This window comes from Qipengyuania sp. MTN3-11, assembly GCF_042851825.1.
Lineage (GTDB): Bacteria > Pseudomonadota > Alphaproteobacteria > Sphingomonadales > Sphingomonadaceae > Qipengyuania.
The window spans coordinates 1,346,775-1,367,030 of record NZ_BTGM01000001.1 but is presented as its reverse complement, the minus strand read 5'-3'; the positions used below and the strand labels follow the sequence as shown (position 1 = coordinate 1,367,030).

The 20,256-nt window shown below is 66.3% G+C and carries 16 protein-coding genes and 1 riboswitch; of the genes, 12 read left to right on the top strand and 4 right to left on the bottom strand.

Annotated features, from left to right (window positions below):
• Window positions 1-87: 87 nt before the first annotated feature.
• Window positions 88-286: riboswitch (cobalamin riboswitch) on the bottom strand.
• A gap of 155 nt (window positions 287-441) precedes the next feature.
• The 12 genes from ACGHN1_RS06605 (at window position 442) to ACGHN1_RS06550 (ending at window position 15,003) form a co-directional block, all read left to right on the top strand.
• Window positions 442-1,515 carry a cell wall hydrolase gene (locus ACGHN1_RS06605; protein ID WP_390549482.1) on the top strand — a complete coding sequence of 358 codons (1,074 nt, stop codon included), beginning with the start codon at window positions 442-444 and terminating at the stop codon, window positions 1,513-1,515.
• A 142-nt stretch (window positions 1,516-1,657) separates the two neighbouring features.
• Entirely contained in the window at window positions 1,658-1,981 is a 324-nt protein-coding gene (locus ACGHN1_RS06600; RefSeq protein ID WP_390549480.1) for a hypothetical protein, read from the top strand.
• 92 nt (window positions 1,982-2,073) lie between these two features.
• The gene (locus tag ACGHN1_RS06595; protein WP_390549478.1) at window positions 2,074-4,035 is read left to right on the top strand and encodes a putative bifunctional diguanylate cyclase/phosphodiesterase; all 1,962 of its coding nucleotides are present in this window, start codon (window positions 2,074-2,076) and stop codon (window positions 4,033-4,035) included.
• Between the two features lie 270 nt (window positions 4,036-4,305).
• Window positions 4,306-5,280: a malate dehydrogenase gene (gene mdh, locus ACGHN1_RS06590; RefSeq protein WP_390549476.1), complete on the top strand. Its 975-nt coding sequence runs from the start codon at window positions 4,306-4,308 to the stop codon at window positions 5,278-5,280.
• Between the two features lie 83 nt (window positions 5,281-5,363).
• A complete protein-coding gene (gene sucD / locus ACGHN1_RS06585) occupies window positions 5,364-6,254 on the top strand; it encodes a succinate--CoA ligase subunit alpha (RefSeq protein ID WP_390549474.1) in 891 nt (296 codons plus the stop codon).
• Between the two features lie 31 nt (window positions 6,255-6,285).
• Window positions 6,286-9,117 (top strand): 2-oxoglutarate dehydrogenase E1 component, encoded by a 2,832-nt coding sequence (locus tag ACGHN1_RS06580; RefSeq protein WP_390549472.1) that lies wholly within the window; start codon window positions 6,286-6,288, stop codon window positions 9,115-9,117.
• A 30-nt stretch (window positions 9,118-9,147) separates the two neighbouring features.
• Complete coding sequence (gene odhB / locus ACGHN1_RS06575) at window positions 9,148-10,404, top strand: 2-oxoglutarate dehydrogenase complex dihydrolipoyllysine-residue succinyltransferase (RefSeq protein ID WP_390549470.1); 1,257 nt, start codon at window positions 9,148-9,150, stop codon at window positions 10,402-10,404.
• Window positions 10,405-10,412: 8 nt separating this feature from the next.
• Window positions 10,413-10,748, top strand: coding sequence for a hypothetical protein (locus tag ACGHN1_RS06570; RefSeq protein ID WP_390549468.1), 336 nt, complete (start codon window positions 10,413-10,415; stop codon window positions 10,746-10,748).
• A complete protein-coding gene (gene lpdA, locus ACGHN1_RS06565; protein ID WP_390549466.1) occupies window positions 10,745-12,163 on the top strand; it encodes a dihydrolipoyl dehydrogenase in 1,419 nt (472 codons plus the stop codon). The genes ACGHN1_RS06570 and lpdA overlap by 4 nt, the downstream gene beginning before the upstream one ends.
• A gap of 6 nt (window positions 12,164-12,169) precedes the next feature.
• On the top strand, window positions 12,170-12,985 hold the full coding sequence (locus tag ACGHN1_RS06560; protein WP_390549464.1) for a hypothetical protein: 816 nt from the start codon (window positions 12,170-12,172) through the stop codon (window positions 12,983-12,985).
• Between the two features lie 46 nt (window positions 12,986-13,031).
• Entirely contained in the window at window positions 13,032-14,363 is a 1,332-nt protein-coding gene (locus ACGHN1_RS06555) for an amidase family protein (RefSeq protein WP_390549463.1), read from the top strand.
• Window positions 14,364-14,373: 10 nt separating this feature from the next.
• Window positions 14,374-15,003 (top strand): trimeric intracellular cation channel family protein, encoded by a 630-nt coding sequence (locus ACGHN1_RS06550; protein WP_390549461.1) that lies wholly within the window; start codon window positions 14,374-14,376, stop codon window positions 15,001-15,003.
• 10 nt (window positions 15,004-15,013) lie between these two features.
• On the opposite strand, the gene ACGHN1_RS06545 is transcribed toward ACGHN1_RS06550, so the two are convergent.
• The 4 genes from ACGHN1_RS06545 to ACGHN1_RS06530 form a co-directional block, all read right to left on the bottom strand.
• Complete coding sequence (locus ACGHN1_RS06545; protein ID WP_390549458.1) at window positions 15,014-15,790, bottom strand: hypothetical protein; 777 nt, start codon at window positions 15,788-15,790, stop codon at window positions 15,014-15,016.
• A gap of 104 nt (window positions 15,791-15,894) precedes the next feature.
• On the bottom strand, window positions 15,895-16,440 hold the full coding sequence (locus ACGHN1_RS06540; RefSeq protein ID WP_390549456.1) for a hypothetical protein: 546 nt from the start codon (window positions 16,438-16,440) through the stop codon (window positions 15,895-15,897).
• Window positions 16,441-16,576: 136 nt separating this feature from the next.
• Window positions 16,577-18,721, bottom strand: a complete 2,145-nt coding sequence (locus ACGHN1_RS06535; RefSeq protein ID WP_390549454.1) for a prolyl oligopeptidase family protein — start codon at window positions 18,719-18,721, stop codon at window positions 16,577-16,579.
• A gap of 66 nt (window positions 18,722-18,787) precedes the next feature.
• Complete coding sequence (locus ACGHN1_RS06530) at window positions 18,788-20,173, bottom strand: serine hydrolase domain-containing protein (protein WP_390549453.1); 1,386 nt, start codon at window positions 20,171-20,173, stop codon at window positions 18,788-18,790.
• Window positions 20,174-20,256: the final 83 nt, after the last annotated feature.

Sequence of the window (20,256 nt, the reverse complement as noted above, 5' to 3'; positions counted from 1 at the left end):
ACCTCCTATCACGAACGAACGCCGCTCATGACGGAGGGAGCGCGAATTCATGCGCTCGCCCGTTTGCCATCGGTACACCCCGCCCGCGGCCGAACGACGGACTCGGGCAGGTCTCCTGGCTCCCGGATCTACGCCCTCCCGCCGCCTTCCCGCCCCGGCGAGGGGCAGTGGCATATCGGCGGGACGACTCCCCGGTCACAGTTGCGGGGGCAGCGGAGGCATTTACGGAGCGCAAGGCTCCACCTCCTTCCCTCTTAGGGCGCCGGCCCGGCCTTCGCCGGACGCAGCACCAACCCGTGTCCTGCGGCGCCCATATCGTCGCCTTCGTGCCGCGGCAAGCGGTCTGTCCCGCTCCGGGACCATGGCGGCGGGAGCTGCGCGGGGAGCGAGGATTAGTGGTAAGGAAAGAATAGCACGGCTATGAACGCCGCCTCGCACGCCATGACCGACGCTTCCATCCGAATCGCGCAGCGCCGCCAGCAACGCGCCGAAGCCCGCAAGGCGCGGCGGCTGCGGATCGCCGCGCTCGGCGCGCTGCTGGTGGCGGCGACAGTACCGACCGTGGCGCAGAGCGGCACCTGGCGCAGCCTGATGGGCCTGGAGGACGAGACCGCCGCGCTCTCGCCGATGCCGTTCGAGACCGCAGGCCAGAGCTTTCCCGGATCGGCCTTCTACTGGGTCGAGGAAACCCCGCGGCTCGCCTTCGACGTCGAGGAACTGCGCAGCGCCGCAACTTCGAGTGGCGGCGAGACGATCACGTTCGCCACCGCGCACGATCCCGAGACCACCGGCCTTGCCGCACCGGCCTTCCAGAGCGCGGGCAGCGGGCTCGACAAGGCGCGGGCGCTGCAGTGCCTGTCGATGGCGGTCTATTACGAAGCGGCGAGCGAGAGCTACGAGGGCCAGCGCGCGGTGGCGCAGGTGGTGCTCAACCGCGTGGCGCACCCCGCCTATCCCGCCAGCGTCTGCGGCGTAGTGTTCCAGGGTTCGGAACGGCGCACCGGGTGCCAGTTCACCTTCACCTGCGACGGCAGCCTGGCGCGCACGCCTTCGCGGCGCGGCTGGGCGGTGGCACAATCGGTCGCGCTTTCGGCACTGGCGGGCGACGTCTTCACCCCCGTCGGCACCGCGACCCATTATCACACCCACGCGGTCAATCCCTACTGGGCTTCCAGCCTCGACATGATCGGCTCGATCGGGGCGCATCGCTTCTATCGCTGGAAGGGCCGCGCGGGCCGGGCCGATGCCTTCTCGATCTCCTATCGTGGAGGCGAGCCCCTGGCCGCTCCGCGCCCTCGCGAACCCGAAATCTTCGCCGCCGCCCCGGCCCAGCCGCCGGTCTTTCGCGATACCGCCGTGCCCCTTGCCGCGACGCCCGAGGCGGTCGAGCCCGCTGCAGGAGCGGGGGCCTCCCCCACCGCGCCTCCGGCCGTCACCGACCGGCTGCCCGGCGGCGGACAGGTGCGCCCCGAATACGCCCGCAGCGGGCGCTGGCTGAACAAGCCGGGCAGCTGATCCGGCGCTGCCTCGCGGCTGGGTCGTCGTGAGCGCGAAAAGCTTTACGCTTTCATAACCCTGCTGCGGAACCAAGCCTTAGCGCGTGCACGGCTAGCCGTCCGGCGGTCGATCTGACCACCCGCTTCGGAGTCGCCCCGATATGTCCGTTCATTTTGCCGCCGCTCGTTCGCCCGCCAGCTCCCCGATCGCACGAGCGCTGGCGCGCAAGGCGCACGCCCGTGCTGCGAACGACAATTGCGCCCCCGGCGATACCTTCGGCCTCGAGAAACAGGACCTGATGCTGAAGGCAGCGCTGCGGCAATTCGCCGAACACGGCCTCGGTGCCGCGCGCGAGGCCCGCAAGCAGGCCGAAAGCGCATTCTTCGCCGACGACCGGCAGTCCTACGAATGGTGGCTGGGGGTCTGCCGTGCGCTCGACCGCCGCATGGCCGCGCAGATAGAGCGGGCGGCGGACATTCGTTAACACGCTGAAACTTAGGCAAATCGCCTTTTCTGGGGTTGGTCGCGACCCCGCCATTAACCAAATCTCGACGGTTGTCGGCGAATAGGGTGAGGATGGCCGAGCGTCACCACACCACGGAGCCGGTACCGCTCCACCTGCCCGAAGACGGCGACGAGGCGCTCACCGACCGCGTCAGGGACCTGCTCGTCCGCACGCTTTACACCCAGCCCAGCAGTCTGGCGATCGGCGCAGTCAACGGCATCGTTTCGAGCCTCGCCGCCGCCTATCTCAGCGGCGAGCGGCTGCTCTACATCTTCTCCGTCATTCTGGCGGTGGTTGCGATCGCCCGTGTTTCGCTGGCTCTCAGACTGCCCAAGGGCGGCAGCAGGGCCGATACCCAGACGCTCGAGATTGTCTACGAGATCGGCGCCTTCCTCTATTCGGGCATGCTCGGACTGATCGCGGCGGCGACCATGGTGATGGAGCTGCCGGCGGGGATCGAGCTGCTGATGGTGGCCAATGCGACCTGCTACGGCGTCGGCATCTGCGCGCGCAATGCCGGTCGGCCGGTCATCGCGCTCGGTCAGTTGATCTGGGTCTGCCTGCCGGTGATGGCCGCCTGCCTGTGGATCGGCGGGCTGGCGATGTACCTCCTCGTCGTCAACATGGTCCTGCTGCTGCCGGCCATGGCGAGCATCACCATCAACGTCTTCAAGGTACTGCGGGATTCGATCTCTTCGGCGGAGGAGAGCCGCCGGCTTGCCGAACGCATGCAGGAGCTTGCGCGGACCGACGTGGTCACCGGCCTCGCCAATCGTGCCGGGCTCAACCATTGCCTGCTCGAAGCGATCACCGACCGCGGGAGCAAGTCCCTCGGCATGTTCTGGATCGACATCGACCGGTTCAAGGAGGTGAACGATCTGCTCGGGCATCAGACCGGCGACCGTGTGCTGGGGGAGATCGCCTCCCGCCTGCGCGAGATCAATCCCGCCGGCGGAGCCGTGGCCCGGTTCGGCGGCGACGAATTCGTGATGCTGTGCGAGGTCGAGAACAAGCGTGCTTGCGAGAAGATCGCGACGCGGATCCTGAGCGAGATCAACCGCCCCATCCGGCTCGACAACGAGCGGCTGGAAGTGAAAGCCTCCGTCGGCATCGCCGCCCTGCCGGACGACGGCGAGGATGCGGAATCGCTGATGCAGCACGCCGATCTCGCGCTCTATCACGCCAAGGCCAACGGCAAGAACCAGATGGCCTTCTTCGACAAGTCGATGACCCGCGATCTGGTTCGCCGCAGGGAAATCGAGGCGGAGCTGCGCGCGGCGCTGCAACGCGACGAGCTGTCGATCTTTTTCCAGCCCATCGTCGATCTTTCCACCGGACGGATTCGCGCCTTCGAGGCTCTGGTGCGCTGGTTCCATCCGGAAAAGGGTGAGTTGCGGCCGGACGAATTCATCCCCGTCGCCGAAGAGACCGGCGCCATCGTGACCCTGGGCAACTGGATCACCGCGCAGGCGGCCCGGGCGGCCGCGCAATGGCCGGCGGACATCACCCTCGCGGTCAACCTTTCTCCCCTGCAGATCAAGGCTCCGGGAGCGGCGCTGGGCATCCTCAATGCGCTGCGCGATGCCGGGCTCGACCCGCGGCGGCTCGAGCTCGAAGTGACCGAAACGCTGTTCATGGAGGACAGTCCGACCGTCGGTTCCTTCATCGAGGAACTGTCCGCGGTCGGCGTGCGCTTCGCGCTCGACGATTTCGGCACCGGTTATTCCTCGCTCGGCTACATCAACAAATGGCCCTTCTCGAAGATCAAGGTCGACCGCAGTTTCGTTTCCGGACCGAATGTCGGCAGGAAGAGCGACGCGATCATCCGCGCGGTCAGCCAGATGGCGGCGACGCTGGACATGGACATCGTGGCGGAAGGTCTCGAGACGATCGAACAGGTCTCCGCGGTGCGCGAGGCAGGGTGCAACCTTGGACAGGGCTATTACTTCAGTCGGGCGGTGCCCGACTATCTCGCCGCCATGCTCTTGGCGCAGGAGCGCGACCAGGACAGCCCAGCCCGTATCGTCGGATAATTTCCGCGCCGGACGGCAGATCGTCCGCAACCGGTCGGACCTTGCGAGCGACCTTTATCGAGACAGATTGCAACGTGTTCTTGCAACTGCGAACCAATTGCAAAGATTGTTGGATTTGCGCGGCTAATGGCGGTTGCAATCGGGCCGACCTCGGCCTAGTTCGCCTCCACGCAAATGCCCGGCACGATCATCCTTGCGGGACAGGGAGCGCGCCACCGGCTTGAAGGTCACACCGGTCCCGCGACAGGCACAAGGACAAGACCCGCTCTCATGGCCCAGAACCCAGGACGCAAGAAGATCGCGCTAATCGGCGCCGGGATGATCGGCGGCACGCTCGCCCATCTCGCCGCGAAGAAGGAAATGGGCGACATCGTCCTTTTCGACATCGCCGAAGGAATGCCGCAGGGTAAGGCGCTCGACCTCAGCCAGTGCGGCCCGATCGAGGGTTTCGACGCGAAGATCACCGGCACCAATGATTATGCCGACATCGCCGGGGCCGACGTGGTGATCGTCACCGCCGGCGTGCCGCGCAAGCCGGGCATGAGCCGCGACGACCTGCTGGGCATCAATCTGAAAGTGATGAAGGCAGTCGGCGAAGGCATCAAGAACAACTGCCCCGACGCCTTCGTGATCTGCATCACCAACCCCCTCGACGCGATGGTCTGGGCGCTGCGCGAATTTTCCGGCCTGCCGCACGAGAAGGTGGTCGGCATGGCGGGCGTGCTCGACAGCGCGCGCTTCGCGACCTTCCTCGCCTGGGAGTTCGGCGTCTCGACCCGCGACGTCAACGCCTTCGTCCTGGGCGGCCACGGCGACACCATGGTGCCCGTGACCAGCTACACCACGATCAACGGCATTCCGGTGAACGACTTCGCCAAGATCAAGGGCGTTTCCGAGACCCGCATCGACGAGATCGTCAAGCGCACCCGTGGCGGCGGCGGCGAGATCGTTCAGCTGCTCGGCAACGGCAGCGCCTATTACGCCCCTGCGACCAGCGCCATCGCGATGGCCGAAGCCTATCTCGGCGACCAGAAGCGCGTCCTTCCCTGTGCCGCCTTTGTCGAAGGCAAGTACGGCCTCGACGGGCTGTACGTGGGCGTCCCGGCGGTGATCGGCGCGAATGGCATCGAGGACGTGATCGAGATCGAGCTGTCGGACGAGGAAAAGAGCAATTTCAAGGTCTCGACCGACGCGGTCGAGGAACTGCTCGAGGCGTGCAAGGGGCTGGACGAAAGCCTGAAATGAGAGCCGTCACCCCGGCTCAAGTCGGGGTCTCGCGCGGCAAGAGATGCCAGCTTGCGCTGGCATGACGGAACAAGGACTAGAGCATGAGCATCCTCGTAGACAAGAACACCAAGGTCATCACTCAGGGGATGACCGGCGACACCGGCACCTTCCACACGCAGCAGGCGCTCGATTACGGGACGCAGATGGTCGCGGGTGTCACGCCGGGCAAAGGCGGGACGACGCATCTCGGCCTCCCGAACTTCAACACCGTGCGCGAGGCCAAGGAGGCGACCGGGGCCGATGCCTCGGTGATCTACGTGCCGCCGCCCTTCGCCGCGGATGCGATCTGCGAGGCGATCGATGCGGAGATCCCGCTGATCGTGACCATCACCGAGGGCATTCCGGTGCTCGACATGGTGCGGGTCAAGGCCGCGCTCGAAGGCACGAAGAGCCGCTTGATCGGCCCGAACTGTCCGGGCGTGCTGACCCCGGGCGAGTGCAAGATCGGCATCATGCCCGGCTCGATCTTCAAGAAGGGTTCGGTCGGCGTCGTCAGCCGTTCGGGCACGCTGACCTACGAAGCCGTGCACCAGACCACGCAGGTGGGCCTGGGCCAGACCACCGCGGTCGGCATCGGCGGCGATCCGGTCAACGGCACCAATTTCATCGACGTGCTCGACATGTTCCTCGATGACGATGCGACCAAGTCGATCATCATGATCGGCGAAATCGGCGGCAGCGCCGAGGAAGAGGCCGCCGCCTTCATCAAGGAACAGGCCGCCAAGGGCCGTCGCAAGCCGATGGTCGGCTTCATCGCCGGCCGCACCGCGCCTCCGGGCCGCCGCATGGGCCATGCCGGGGCGATCGTCTCGGGCGGCCAGGGCGGCGCGGACGACAAAATCGCGGCGATGGAAGATGCGGGCATCCGCGTTTCCCCGTCCCCCAGCGAGCTCGGCACCACGCTCGATGCGATGCTGAAGGAACTCGCCTGATCCTCACGCACTCCTTCAATGTGAGGTGACAATGGGTAACGAAAGCCACGACTTCATCCCCGAGCTGGGCGCGCAGGAAGGCCCCCAGCCCGGCCCCAGCTGGGCGCGGCCGAACTGGCTGAGCGAAGTCGTCGATTCCGGCGACGATCTGACGCAGGCGCTCGACCCGACGCAGATGAAGCTGGCCGTCGCTCAGGCGGCGAAGCAGGCGGGCAAGCCCACCGATGCGAAATCGGTGGAGGCGGCGGCCGAGGATTCGATCAGCGCCATGCTGCTTATCCGGCTCTATCGGGTGCGCGGGCATCTCGCCGCCGATCTCGATCCGCTCGGCCTCACCCACCGCGAACAGCCCGAGGATTTGACGCTCGAATGGCATGGCTTCGCCGGTCAGGAGGACAAGGAGGTCTTTGTCGGCGGCGTGTTCGGCTACGACTGGGTGAAGATCGGTACGCTCTATGAGACGCTGCGCGCGACCTATTGCGGCAAGGTCGGCCTCGAATACATGCACATCTCGGATACCGAGGAACGGCGTTTCCTGCAGGATCACTTCGAGAGCCCGGGTGAAACCATCCAGTTCACCCCCGAAGGCAAGAAGGCTATCCTGGCCGCGGTGATCCGCGGCGAGGAATACGAGAGTTTCCTCGGCAAGAAATACGTCGGCACCAAGCGTTTCGGGCTCGATGGCGGGGAATCGATGATCCCCGCGCTCGAGGCGGTAATCAAATACGGCGGCCAGCTCGGCGTGCGCGAGATCATCTACGGCATGGCGCACCGCGGCCGTCTGAACGTGCTCGCGAACGTGATGGCCAAGCCCTACAAGGTCATCTTCCACGAATTCCAGGGCGGCAGCGCCAATCCCGACGATGTCGGCGGTTCGGGCGACGTCAAATACCATCTCGGCACCAGCACCGACCGCGAGTTCGACGGCATCTCGGTGCATATGAGCCTCGTCCCCAACCCCAGCCATCTCGAGGCGGTCGATCCGGTGGTGCTCGGCAAGACCCGCGCGCAGCAGGCCATTCGTGACGATCTCAAGAAGCACGAGCAGGTCCTGCCGGTGCTGATCCACGGCGATGCCGCCTTCGCCGGCCAGGGCATCGTATGGGAATGTTTCGGGCTGTCGGGCGTGCGCGGCTACAACACCGGCGGTTGTCTGCATTTCGTGATCAACAACCAGATCGGTTTTACGACCAGTCCCAAATTCGCCAGATCGTCGCCCTACCCTTCCGACGTCGCCAAGGGCGTCCAGGCACCGATCCTGCACGTCAACGGTGACGATCCCGAGGCGGTGACATTCGCCTGCAAGCTGGCGATCGAATACCGCCACACCTTCGGCCGCGACATCGTGATCGACATGTGGTGCTATCGCCGCTTCGGCCACAACGAGGGCGACGAGCCGAGCTTCACCCAGCCGCTGATGTACAAGGAAATTCGCCAGCACCCCAAGGTCAGCGAAATTTATCGCAAGCGCCTGCGCGACGAGGGCGTGATCGAGGAAGGCTACGCCGAGCAGCTGTCGAGCGAGTTCAATGCTCGGCTGGAAGAGGATTTCGAGGCCGCGAAGAGCTACAAGCCGAACGAGGCCGACTGGTTCGGCGGACGCTGGGCCGGTCTTTCCAAGCCCGCCGATCCAGAGACCGCGCGGCGCAACGTCGACACCGCGCTGACCAAGAAGCTGTTCGACAGCCTCGGCCGAACCCTGACCACGGTTCCAGACGATCTCGCCATCCACAAGACGCTGGGCCGGGTGCTCGATGCCAAGCGCAAGATGTTCGAGACCGGCGAGGGCTTCGACTGGGCGACCGGCGAGGCGCTGGCCTTCGGGAGCCTCGTCACCGAAGGCTACGGCGTGCGCCTGTCCGGTCAGGACAGCGGCCGCGGCACCTTCAGCCAGCGCCACGCGATCTGGACCGACCAGAACGACGAGCGCAAGTACATTCCGCTCGCCACGCTGCCGCACGGCAAGTTCGAGGTCTACGATTCCATCCTGTCCGAATACGGCGTGCTCGGCTTCGAATACGGCTTCGCCATGGCCGATCCCAAGACACTGGTGATGTGGGAAGCGCAGTTCGGCGATTTCGCCAACGGGGCGCAGATCATCATCGACCAGTTCATTGCCGCCGGCGAGGTCAAATGGCTGCGGGCCAATGGCCTGGTGATGCTGCTGCCGCATGGCTACGAAGGCCAGGGGCCGGAACACAGCTCGGCGCGGCTCGAGCGCTTCCTGCAGCTGTGCGCCAACGACAACATCCAGGTCTGCAACATAACCACGCCGGCAAACTATTTCCACGCGCTGCGCCGGCAGATGCTGCGCCCCTTCCGCAAGCCGCTGGTGATCATGACGCCCAAGAGCCTGCTCCGGCACCCGATGGCGAAGTCCGAAGCGCGGGATTTCACCGGCGATACGCACTTCATGCGGATCAAATCGGATCCGAAAGACATTCCCGACGACAAGGTCCGGCGCCTGGTGCTGTGCAGCGGAAAGGTGGCCTACGACCTGATCGAGCGGCGCGACGAGGAAGGTCTCGAGGATGTGTCGATCGTGCGCATCGAACAGCTCTATCCCTTCCCCGGCGAACCGCTTTCGGCGCGCCTGCAACGCATGCCCAATCTCGAACAGATCGTGTGGTGCCAGGAAGAACCGAAGAACAACGGCGCCTGGTTCTTCGTCGACCGCCTGATCGAGGAATCCGCGACCGATGCGGGCAAGGACGGCATGCGCCCCTGCTATGCCGGGCGCGAAGTCGCCGCCTCTCCCGCCACCGGTTACGCCACCCGCCACCAGATCCAGCAGGAGGCACTGGTCAGCATCGCGCTGGGCCTTGCCGACGGCGGTGCCGCCGCGCGCGGCGACTGCCCGTAAGTTTCAGGCCGACAGAGGAAATACACGAACATGGCCACCGAAATCCAGGTCCCCACACTCGGCGAATCCGTCACCGAAGCGACGGTCGGCGAATGGCTCAAGCAACCCGGCGACAGCGTCGCGGTGGACGAGCCGATCGCCAGCCTCGAGACCGACAAGGTCGCGGTCGAGGTCCCCTCGCCGGTCGCCGGCACGCTTGGAGAGCACAAGGTCGGCGTCGGTGACACGGTCGAGGTCGGCGCGGTGATCGCCACCGTCGAGGAAGGTGCCGGCGGCGGTGCGGCCAAACCGGCGCCCAAGCCTGCGGAGGCTCCGGAAAAGCCCGCACAGATCGAGAAGGCCGCGCCCGAGCAGGCCAAGCAGGTCGCCGAGGGCGACGGGACCCAGACCCTGTCGCCCGCCGTCCGCCGCGCGGTGCTCGAACACGGGGTCGACCCCTCCAACATCGAGGGCACCGGCAAGGACGGCCGGCTGACCAAGGAAGACGTGCTGCGCGCCGCCGAGGCCAAGAAGGACGGCGGCACGTCTGCGCAACCGAGCCCGGCACCCGCACCCACGTCCTCTCCCGCGCCATCCGCATCGGGCGAGCGCAAGGTCGAGCGGGTCAAGATGACCCGCATGCGCCAGACCATCGCCAAGCGCCTCAAGGGCGCGCAGGACGAGGCCGCGCTGCTGACCACCTTCAACGATTGCGACATGAGCGCCGTCATCGAGGCGCGCGAGAAGTACAAGGACCTCTTCGCCAAGAAGCACGACATCAAGCTCGGCTTCATGGGCTTCTTCGCCAAGGCCGCGTGCCTGGCGCTGAAGGACGTCCCCGCGGCCAACGCCTATATCGAGGGCGACGAGATCGTCTATCATGACTTCGTCGACATCTCGGTCGCGGTCAGCGCGCCCAACGGTCTCGTCGTCCCGGTCATCCGCGACGCCGACAGGAAAGGCTTCGCGCAGATCGAGAAGGACATCGCCGATTTCGGCGCGCGGGCCCGCGAGGGCACGCTGACGATGGAAGACATGAAGGGCGGCACCTTCACCATCTCCAACGGCGGCGTGTTCGGCAGCCTGATGTCGACCCCGATCATCAACCCGCCGCAGAGCGCCGTTCTCGGCCTGCATCGCATCGAGGACCGCGCGGTCGTGGTCGACGGGCAGATCGTCATTCGCCCGATGATGTATCTCGCGCTCAGCTACGACCACCGCCTAATCGACGGGCGCGAGGCCGTGACCGCCCTCAAGATCATCAAGGAGGCGATCGAGGATCCGACCCGGATGCTTATCGACCTGTGAGACATTCGATGACCAGACTGTCCAAACTCCCTCTCGCTTTCGTCGCCGCCATCGCCGTAGGGGCCTGCGGGCACGGCAGCGACACCGGCGAGGCATCCGGCGGCGGCGCTCTCGCCGGCCAGCTGCGCGTCGCTTGCACCACGCAGATCGAGAACTTCGGCGTTCCCGCCGGCGCCGTCGACCAGGTTTGCGAATGCGCCACTCGCCGTGCGCAGGATCAGCTCAGCGTAACCGACCTGATCGCGGGCGAGGCAACCGGGCTCGAGGACATCGTCGCCCAGTGCATCGATGAATCGCTCGGGTTCCGGGGCGGCGCGAACACCAACGAGATGGAAAGCCAATGAGCAATACCCAGTACGATTACGACGTCCTCGTCATCGGAGCCGGGCCCGGCGGCTATGTCGCCGCGATCCGGGCGGCGCAGCTGGGGCTGAAGACCGCCTGCGCGGAAAGCCGCGAGACGCTAGGTGGCACCTGCCTCAACGTCGGCTGCATCCCGTCGAAGGCGATGCTGCATGCGAGCGAATATTTCGACGCCGCGGCCAACGGCGCGATGGCGGAGATGGGGATAGAGGTCAGCCCCAAACTGAACCTCGACAAGATGCACGGCCAGCGCCGCGATGCGGTGAAAGGGCTGACCGGCGGCATCGAGTTCCTGTTCAAGAAGAACAAGGTCGACTGGAAGAAGGGCCGCGCCAGCTTCCAGGACGCGCATACGGTCAAGGTCGGCGAAGAGACGGTGACCGCGAAGGATATCGTCATCGCCACGGGTTCTTCCGTCACCCCGCTCCCCAACGTCGAGGTGGACAACGCGAAGCAGGTTGTGGTGGATTCCACGGGTGCGCTGGAACTCGCCAAGGTTCCCGAACACATGGTGGTGATCGGCGGCGGGGTCATCGGGCTCGAGCTGGGCAGCGTCTGGCGGCGGCTGGGTGCGAAAGTCACTTGTGTCGAATTTCTCGACGAGATCCTGCCCGGCATGGACGGCGATATCCGCAAGGAAGCGCGCAAGATCTTCAAGAAGCAGGGGATCGAGTTCAAGCTTTCGACCAAGGTCACCGGCGTCACCGTGAAGGGCAAGAAGGCGACGCTGACCATGGAGCCCGCGGCCGGCGGCGATAGCGAGACGATGGAAGCGGACTGCGTGCTGGTCTCGATCGGCCGGCGCCCGAACACCGACGGTCTCGGCCTCGAAGCGATCGGGCTCGAACCCAACAAGCGCGGCCAGATCGAGACCGATCACGACTTCCGCACTTCGGTGGAGGGCGTGTGGGCGATCGGCGACGTGATCCCCGGCCCGATGCTGGCGCACAAGGCCGAGGACGAGGGCATCGCGGTGGCCGAGAACATCGCCGGGCAGACCGGCATCGTGAACCATGCGATCATCCCCAGCGTGGTCTACACCTGGCCGGAAATCGCCGGGGTCGGCCTCACGCAGGAGGAAGCGATCGAGAAGGCGGGTGGCGACAAGGCCAAGGTCAAGATCGGCAAGTTCCCGATGATGGCCAACAGCCGCGCCAAGACCAATCACGAGCCCGACGGCTTCGTGAAGATCGTCGCCGATGCCGAGACCGACCGCGTGCTCGGCGTCTGGGCCATCGCCGTTCCCGCCGGGACCATGATCGCCCAGGCGGCGCAGGCGATGGAATTCGGCGCTACCAGCGAGGACATCGCCTATACCTGCCACGCCCACCCGACCCATTCCGAGGCGATCAAGGAAGCGGCGATGGCGGTCCAGGGCAAGCCCATCCACGTCTGACCGGCGATGCACCAACGCGCGATTGCCGTCGTTGCGCTCGCGATCCCGGTCGTCGCCGGTATCGGCTATCTCTTCGCGTTCGACGCGCCGCCATCCTATCCGGCCGTCAATGCCGGCGCGCTGGTGCTCGCGACCCTGTGGATCTTGTTCGCGCCACGCAGTCTGCCGCCGGTTGCCCGGCGCATCCTGCTGGTCGTCGCGCTCGCGGCTCTCTTCCTCCCGATTCTGACCGGTCCCTCGATTTCCGGCGTCGCTCGCTGGCTGCCCCTCGGCCCGGTGTCCCTCCATGCCGGAATGCTGTGCGTTCCGGCGCTGGCTGTCATGGCAGCCGACGATCCCGACCATGCCCCCGCGATCCTGTCGATCGCGCTCTTCGCGGCCGTGCTTCAGCCGGACATGGCGACCGGTGCCGCGATCATGCTCGCGACTGCCGGACTGTACGATGCGACGCGGGACTGGAAGCTCGGCATCGTCGCGATCGTCGCCTTCTTCGCCAGCCTCGTCGCCGCCGTGAATGGCGAGCTGGCGGCGCAGCCCTTCGTCGAACACGTGATCTTCCGGCTCGCGCTCACCGATCCCCTGGCCGCTCTGGGTCTTCTCGGCGCGCTGGTTGCTTCTCTGCTTCTCATTCTTCATGGCTTCCCCGGGCGGGAGGGTGCGCGCAAGGCACTGGCCGGAAGCCTCTTCGGTTTTTCCTTTGCAGGCCTCGTCTCGAACTATCCGAGCGCCCTTGTCGGCTACGGAGCGGCACCGATACTGGGCTTCGGGATCGGCCTGGGGCTGATGCTCGGGCTGCGCTCGCACCCGGCAGTTACGGATTGATCGCGTCTCCGCCGCCGTTATGCAGGCACGCGAGGAGCGAAGTCCCATGTCCCATCCGCGATTGACCGACAAGCCGGGCGCGGTGGCTACCGCTGCCGCCATCCGTGCGGGCGAGCTTTCGCCCCTGGAGGCGGTCGAGCTTGCGATCACGCGGATCGAAAAGCTCGACGCGCATGTCAACGCGGTGGTGGTATGCGATTTCGATCGCGCCTGCGGGACGGCCAGGGCCATGACCGCGCCGCGCGCGGACCAGCCGCTGTTCGGCGTACCGATGACGGTGAAGGAAAGCTTCGACGTAGAGGGTCTGCCGACATCCTGGGGACACGAGAAATTCGCGGGCCAGACCGCCGCGCGCGATTCCGAGGTGGTGCGGCGGTTGAAGCGCGCGGGCGCGATCATTCTCGGCAAGACCAACTTGCCTCCCGATCTCGCCGACTGGCAGTCCAACAATCCGGTCTACGGCAGGACCAACAATCCGCACGACCACGCGCGCAGCCCCGGCGGCTCCTCGGGTGGCAGCGCCGCGGCGGTGGCGAGCGGCATGGTGCCGTGCGACTTCGGCACCGACATCGGTGGTTCGGTTCGGGTTCCGGCGCATTTCTGCGGTGTCTGGGGGCACAAGTCGAGCTGGGGGCTGGTCGGCAAACGCGGTCACGAGCATCCCGCCTTCGCCGGTCGCGGAACGCACGAGGGCGCGCTCTCGATCGCCGGGCCGCTGGCGCGCAACGCCGGCGATATCGACCTTCTGCTGAAGCTCACTGCCGATCGTCCGCTCCCGCCGCCATCCGGCAAGCCGTTTTCCGAACTGCGGCTCCTGGCGCTGCTCGATCATCCCGCCTGCCCGGTCGACGAGGCGGTCCGCGCTCCGACCGAGGCGGCGATCACGGCGCTCGAACATGCGGGGGCGCGGATCGACCGAGCCAGCGATCGACTTCCCGACCTCTCCCGCCAGCATGGGGACTACATGCGCATGCTGAACATCGCCATGGCACGCGGCGCGCCCGCGCCCGACGGCAAGCGGGCGAGTGCTACCGACTGGTTCGACCTGCTCGACGCGCAGGCGCGCAACGAAGCGGCCTGGGCCGCGCTGTTCGACACCTATGACTTCGTGCTGACGCCCCCGGCCCCGGTACTGGCCATCGAACATCGCGAGACCCGCTTCTTCGAGGGCGAAGTGACGATCGACGGCACCTCACGGCCGGCGGCGGATACCCTCGCCTGGGCCGGCCTTGCCACCTTCCCCAACCTGCCCGCCACCGTCCTGCCGATCGGCGCGACGGGCGCCCTGCCCTGCGGCATGCAGGTGATCGGCCCGCGCTGGTCCGACCGCGATTGCATCGCCGCTGCCGCGGCCTTTGCCGAAATCCTGCACGGTTGAGAGACACGGATTGAACGAGACCGTCCTCACCCCGCTGCTCGACTGGCTGGACCTCGCCGGGGTGGCGGTGTTCGCACTGACGGGGGCGCTGATTGCCGCGCGCGAACAGCAGACCTTCGTGACCATGGCCTTCTTCGCGCTGATGACCGGGGTCGGCGGCGGATCGGTGCGTGACCTGCTGATCGGCGCGCCCGTGTTCTGGATCGCCGATCCCTGGGTCGCGCTGGTCTGCCTGGCGACAGCCCTCCTCGCGTGGTTCACGCCGATGCGCTGGTGGGAGGGACGCCTGCTGGATTTCGCAGACGGGCTCGGACTCACCGCCTATGCCGTGATTGGCGCCGCGAAGGCGCTGAGTTACGGGGTGCCTCCGGTCCCGGCGATCGTCATGGGCATCGTGACCGGCTGTGTCGGCGGGATTCTCCGCGATGTCGTGGCCGGGCGACCGTCGATCATCATGCGTCCGGAGCTATACGTTACCGCCGCGGCGCTCTCGGCGGGCCTGTGCGTCGTAGGCGAAGCGGTGGGGCTACCCCGAGTGCCGGTCTGGATCGGAGCCGCAACCGCGGGCTACATCCTGCGCGCGGCGGCGATCCAGTGGAGCCTGGCGCTCCCCGCCTACCGCGAACGCTCGGAGCGCTGAACGGCAGGTTTCAGCGGTCGGTGCCCGGATAGTCGGTGCCGATCTGGCTGTCGTCGAGGTCCCCGGGAAGCGGTCCGCCGGGATATGGAGGCAGCGGGCCGTCCGCCACCGCCGCGCCCCGCGCATCCACATCTGCCCAAGCCGCGCGATAGCGATCGTCGTCGTACTGGTTGCCGGCGTTCGGCGCGACACTGCCGGCGCCGGCGTAGGGTTCGTATGTCACGCCTTCGCTCCAGCCGTCGGCTCGGGCGGAATAGTCGATGTCCTCGATCCGCCCGTCGCTGCCGATGCGGCAATCGAAGCCTTCGCCATCGTAGAGAGTTCCGGAGACCCGCCAGCCCGCGGCGGTGCGATCGACATTGTCCACCTGCGAGACGCGGACGTCGCGCTCGATCGCATCGACGCATATCGAGACCGCGCGGTTGATGCCGCGTGCGTCCTGGGAAGGATAGCGCGCATCGCCGCGTGCGTCGGGATAGCGCGCCGGATAGCGGTAATCGTCGCGGCGCTCGTCCGATCGGCTCGCGGCGCTGGCGACCGCCGCGATCCCGCCGAGGATCAGCACGCCCGCGATCACATCGCCCGCGTCCACGCCGCCATGGCGGTGGCGATAGCGACGATAGCCGTCATTGACCTCGTCGGCCGGGCTCCAGCCGAGATCGAGCGCCCGCGCCGCCATCGGAGACGGTGCGACCGAGACGCCTATATCGGCGGCCGCTGAAGGGGTGGCGGTCAGGGACAGCGCTGCCAGCAAGGCCGGTCCCGAAGCGAATTTGAAGCGTGTCATTGATCCTGATCCCTCATGTCCGGGCGGGTCCCCGGCAACCGGCACAGCTAGGCGGTCCAGGCTGAGTAAAGCCTGAACCGCCCTGCTGTGTCCGCAGCAAGGGTTTACCTCAGTCCGCGGATGCCGTCGTAATCGATGTCGCGGATACGGCCGCGTTCGATCTCGCAGGTGAACCTGCCGTTGTCGCCGCGGTTGTAGCCGCGCCGGTCGTAACGATCGTAGCGGTCATAACGGCCGTAGCCCTGCGATCCGTCGACGCGGATATTGCCGCGCACCCGCCAGCCGTTGCGCGTGTCGTTGACGTTGCGGATCTCGGTGACTTGGGCGTAGCGATAGCCGCTGCGCCGGGCATCGTTGTTGGCGGCGTTGACGCAGGCTTCGACCGCCTGGCGCGGGTTGCCGTTGTAATAGCCGTAGCGGCCATCGCGGTAATAGCGATTGTCGCGGTTCCGATCATTGCCGATCGATCCGGCGACGGCGGCGATCCCGCCGAGGATCACGGCACCGGCGATGATCTCGCCGACGCCGATACCGTCACGGTCGCGGTCGCGGTACTGGGCGGCGGCGGGTGTCGCCGACGCGAGCGCCATTGCGCCCACGGCAGCGGTCGCGATCCCACCCTTCGCGAGCTTCTCGATAGTCGTTTTCATGGGAGGCTCTCCTCAATTCGACCGGGGCGGGACTGCCTCGGTTGATTGCCTTATAGGAGAGCCCCGGTGTGGCGAGGCTGAATTGCGCCGACAGCGAGCGTTAAGCTAAATGTCGATTTATCTGAACAGCCCGGTGTTATTGCGGCGGCACTTCCAGACCGGTGTGATAGGCCAGGAACGCGAGCACATCGCCGTATTCGTCGATGATCTTGTCGGTCGGCTTGCCGCTGCCGTGGCCGGCGCGGGTCTCGATCCGGATCAGATGCGGTTCGTCGCCCAGCTCCGCCGCTTGCAGCGCCGCGGTGTACTTGAAGCTGTGCCCGGGAACCACGCGGTCGTCGGTGTCCGCGGTGGTCACCAGGATCGGCGGATAGTCGGTGCCATCCGCGATGTTGTGATACGGCGAATAGGCGCGCAGTGTGCGGAAATCGGCTTCCTTCGAAGGGTAGCCGTAGTCGTCCACCCAATAGCGTCCGGCGGTGAACTGGTCGAAGCGCAGCATGTCCATCACCCCGACCGCCGGATTGGCGGCATCGATCAGGTCCGGCCGCTGATTGACCACCGCCCCCACCAGCAGCCCGCCGTTGGAGCCGCCCTGGATCGCCAGCCCGTCCGGCGTCGTGTGGCCATTGGCCTTGAGATATTCGCCCGCGGCGATGAAATCGTCGAACACGTTCTGCTTGTTGGCCAGCCGGCCGCCATCGTGCCATTCCTTGCCGTATTCCCCGCCGCCGCGGATGTTGGCGAGCGCGAAGGTGCCTCCGGCCTTGAGCCAGGCGAGCCGGGTGGCGGCGAAGCTCGGCGTCAGCGAGATGTTGAAGCCGCCGTAACCGTAGAGCAGCGTGGGTGCCGGGCCGGTCGAATCCTTGCCGCGGACGATGAACATCGGGACCCGCGTGCCATCCTTGGATTCGTAGAACACCTGCTCGACCGCGTAGTCTTCGGGCGAGAATGCGACCTCGGGCTGCGCGAAAACCTGGGTCTCCCCGCTGTCGACGTCTAGGCGATAGATCGCGCCCGGCTGGTTGAAGCTGGTGAAGCTGTAGAAGGTTTCGGGATCGCCCGGCTCACCGCCGAAACCGCCGATCGAACCGATCCCGGGCAGGTCGAGTTCGCCGGTGCGGTTGCCGTCGAGATCGTAATAGACCGCGCGGCTGCTGGCATCTTCCATGAATTCGACCACCAGCCGGTCGCCGATGATCGAAGCGCCGGAGATCGGCTGATCGCCCTGCGCGATCACCTCCTCCCATTCCAGCGTCGGGGCGGTGAGATCGGCGCGGACAATCCGGTAGCGCGGGGCACCCTTGTTGGTCATGAAATAGACCGTGTCGCCGGTCGATGCGATCGGGCTCCACTCGTTCTCGAACCCGGTGACGATGTCGCGCGTCTGCCACCCCCCGCTGCCGCGCGCGGTCAGGTCGATCACGCGCAATTCGTTGCGGTTGTCGGTGCCGGTCGAAGAGGAGATGAACGCCCAGCGGCCATCGTCGCTGACGCCGAGCCCGTGCCCTTGCTCTTTGGCCTGCGGTGTCTCGAAGACCAGCTCGTCCTGCGACTGCGGCGTGCCGAGGCGGTGGAAATAGACCTTCTGGTTGTAGTTGAGCGACTGGAAATCCTGTCCGCCCTCGGTTTCGGGGAAGCGCGAATAGAAGAAGCCCTCGTCCCCCAGCCAGGAAATGCCGGTGAACTTGGCCCATTCGATTGCGTCGCTCATCTCCTGGCCGGTATCGACATCGAGTACCTTGATCGTGCGCCAGTCGCTGCCGCCGTCCTGGATCGCATAGGCGAGATATTTGCCCGTTTTGGACGGCGCGGTATCGGCCAGCGCGGTGGCATCGTCGGCCGACCATTGGTTGGGATCGATCAGCAGCCGACCTTCCCCATCCCAGCCGTCGCGCACGAAATACTGCGACTGGTTCATCAACCCCGAATTGTAGCCGTAGAAATAGCGGTCGCCGGCCTTGGTCGGAATGCCGAAGCGTTCGTAGTCGATCAGCTTGGCGAGCTCGGCCTTGAACCATTCGGTGCCGGGCAATTGGTCGAGATAGGCGTCGGTAACGACATTCTGCGCCTCGACCCAGCGGGCCACCTCGGCATCGCTGCGGACGTCGTTCTCGAGCCAGCGATAGGGATCGGCGACCTGTTCGCCGAACATGGTCTCGGCCGTGTCGGTTGCGCGGGTTTCGGGATAGTCGACAGACATGGTCTGGGCGGCTCCGGGGCTCGCGGCGAGCGCGACGATGGCGGCGCCGGCGAGTGCGGCGGCGGTGATGCGGTTCATGGGGTGGGTCCTCTCCGTGGAAATTCGTTCCGGCAATGTAGGATCGCCGACGGCCGGGTCAATCGCTCAGTCGAGCGCCGCAAGCACGTCGCGCGTGAATGCCGTGATGTCGAAGCGCGCGCCGGTGGGGTCCTCTCCGCGCCGAACGATGACCACGTCTCGGCTCGGCACGATGACGACATACTGGCCCCGGTTGCCCATCGCGGCGAAGGTTTCGGGGGGGACGCCCTCGCTGTCGTTGAACAGCCAGAAGCCTGCGCCATAGCCGAATTCTCCCTCGGGCTGCGGACCGCTGGGCGACGAGACGTATTCCACCCAGTCCTCCGGCAGGATGCGGGTGCCGTTGGCCGCCATGCCGTCGTCGAGGTAGAGCTGGCCCAGTCGCGCCAGATCGCGGGCGGTGGCCCAGACTTGGCTGGAGAGCACGTAATCGCCCTGCCAATCGGTCTCCGCCGTGGTCTGGTTCATGCCGATGGCCGAGAAGAGCTTGCCGGGTGGGTAATCCGTGAAGGTTCCGGCAATCGCCTGGGTCGCCGCAAGGGTGTCGTTGTTGGCATAGCGAAACATCGTTCCGGGTCGGTGGACCAATGGCCCGTCCAGCGCCGTTTCCTGCACGGTCGCACCCCCGAAATAGAGCGCGTCGGTGCGATTGCCGGGAGCTTCGGAATAGCGTCCTGTGGCCATGCGCAGCGCGTGATCCACGGTGATCGCGCGGCGCGGATCGGCGGCGTCCGCGCCCAGCCCCGCCGAAGCGTTCACATCCGCGTCTCCGCGCAGAACCGCCGCCCCGACGAGGGTGGCGGCGATGCTCTTGGCCACCGACCAGGTCCTTTGCGGGGTGGTGAGCCCAAAGGGTGCTGCGGCATAACGCTCCGAAATGATGTCGCCGGATCGCTGGACGAGCACGGCCGTGGTCCGCGTGCCCTCTCCATACGCGCTTTGGAAAGCATCCGCCGTAACGGGATCGACCGGAGTTTCCGCCTGCGGTCGCATCGTCGGCATGGGCCCGGGCAGCACGCGCTCCGCCTTCGCCGCCGGCACCGGCTCGGCCGCACCGATCGGCAATATCGAACAACCCCTGCGTGGCTTGTAAAGCGCGATCCTCGGAGGAACGCGATCGTCCCAGTCGACCGCCACATAATGGAGTGTGGGCCCCAGCGTGGTCGAGAGCGCTGTCCCGGCATGCACTTCGATCCGGTAAGGCAGATCCTGAACGATGGGATCGAGATCGGGATAGATGCCGGTCAGTTCCCAGCGCGCGATATCTTCGGGAGTGCGCTTCGCCATGTGGTGCGAATTGCCGATTGCTCCGCACAGGAACAGCGCCTTGTACCCCGCCGCCATGGCGCGGTCGTAGCGCGCGTCCAGCTGCTCCTGGGAGACCGTCTGCGCGGAAGCGGAGGGAACGACGATGGCGAGCAGAGCGGCTGCTGCGATGGTTCTGCGGATCATGCCCGGTCTTGTGGCAGAACGGTTCCAAAAGGAAAGGGGCCGGAAGGTTTCCCTCCCGACCCCTGCATCCTGTTGCGTTTCGA

Bases quoted from the DNA above. Each gene is read 5' to 3' on its own strand.
- ACGHN1_RS06605 (WP_390549482.1), top strand. From the start codon at position 442: ATGACCGACGCTTCCATCCGAATCGCGCAGCGCCGCCAGCAACGCGCC.
- ACGHN1_RS06600 (WP_390549480.1), top strand. From the start codon at position 1,658: ATGTCCGTTCATTTTGCCGCCGCTCGTTCGCCCGCCAGCTCCCCGATC.
- ACGHN1_RS06595 (WP_390549478.1), top strand. From the start codon at position 2,074: ATGGCCGAGCGTCACCACACCACGGAGCCGGTACCGCTCCACCTGCCC.
- mdh (WP_390549476.1), top strand. From the start codon at position 4,306: ATGGCCCAGAACCCAGGACGCAAGAAGATCGCGCTAATCGGCGCCGGG.
- sucD (WP_390549474.1), top strand. From the start codon at position 5,364: ATGAGCATCCTCGTAGACAAGAACACCAAGGTCATCACTCAGGGGATG.
- ACGHN1_RS06580 (WP_390549472.1), top strand. From the start codon at position 6,286: ATGGGTAACGAAAGCCACGACTTCATCCCCGAGCTGGGCGCGCAGGAA.
- odhB (WP_390549470.1), top strand. From the start codon at position 9,148: ATGGCCACCGAAATCCAGGTCCCCACACTCGGCGAATCCGTCACCGAA.
- ACGHN1_RS06570 (WP_390549468.1), top strand. From the start codon at position 10,413: ATGACCAGACTGTCCAAACTCCCTCTCGCTTTCGTCGCCGCCATCGCC.
- lpdA (WP_390549466.1), top strand. From the start codon at position 10,745: ATGAGCAATACCCAGTACGATTACGACGTCCTCGTCATCGGAGCCGGG.
- ACGHN1_RS06560 (WP_390549464.1), top strand. From the start codon at position 12,170: ATGCACCAACGCGCGATTGCCGTCGTTGCGCTCGCGATCCCGGTCGTC.
- ACGHN1_RS06555 (WP_390549463.1), top strand. From the start codon at position 13,032: ATGTCCCATCCGCGATTGACCGACAAGCCGGGCGCGGTGGCTACCGCT.
- ACGHN1_RS06545 (WP_390549458.1), bottom strand. From the start codon at position 15,790: ATGACACGCTTCAAATTCGCTTCGGGACCGGCCTTGCTGGCAGCGCTG.
- ACGHN1_RS06540 (WP_390549456.1), bottom strand. From the start codon at position 16,440: ATGAAAACGACTATCGAGAAGCTCGCGAAGGGTGGGATCGCGACCGCT.
- ACGHN1_RS06535 (WP_390549454.1), bottom strand. From the start codon at position 18,721: ATGAACCGCATCACCGCCGCCGCACTCGCCGGCGCCGCCATCGTCGCG.
- ACGHN1_RS06530 (WP_390549453.1), bottom strand. From the start codon at position 20,173: ATGATCCGCAGAACCATCGCAGCAGCCGCTCTGCTCGCCATCGTCGTT.